1 protein-coding gene is annotated in these 473 nt (G+C 34.7%); it reads left to right on the top strand.

Features of this window, described 5'->3' with window-relative positions; genetic code table 11:
* Positions 1 to 447: hypothetical protein (locus tag AB4513_RS24650; RefSeq protein WP_206208467.1), on the top strand; the 447-nt coding region annotated here is incomplete at its 5' end.
* Between the last annotated feature and the right edge of the window lie 26 nt (positions 448 to 473).

Here is a 473-nt window from a genome sequence, read left to right as displayed (position 1 = left end):
ACGTGTTATTGCGGCGTTAGGCAAAAAAGGAATAATAACGTTATGAACATCAAATTTACCTATGGGCTAACTTTTTTTATCATCATTTCGGGCATATTGCTGTCATTTTTTAAAGCTTTTGATGACTATTTATGGTTAGCAAGAAGTGGTGCGCTAGTTGTTGTTGTCGGTATTTTATATGCCATGGCTGAATTTTATAATCGTGAATACCAGCTTAGGCTACTTCAATTTCATACATCTAACTTGAAGGAAATAACACTGCTTGAGAGTGAAGAACTTGATTCATCTAGAGTCGATGAATGGGTTGAAAACACTAAAGTAGTTGAAAATAAACTCCAAAGTGAATTAGAAAAAATAACTTTGAAACATGAGGCATTTCTTCTAATTACGGGCACTTTGGTGTGGGGATTTGGTGATTTGCCATTTAGTTTTCTCTTTGGAGCATGATTTGCCTAACAAATAAGGATTAAGGT

The organism is Vibrio sp. 10N.222.54.E6, from assembly GCF_041473955.1.
GTDB classification, from domain to species: Bacteria; Pseudomonadota; Gammaproteobacteria; order Enterobacterales; family Vibrionaceae; genus Vibrio; species Vibrio tasmaniensis_A.
Note: the sequence above shows the minus strand (reverse complement) of the source record. Positions and strands in the feature narration are given on the sequence as shown.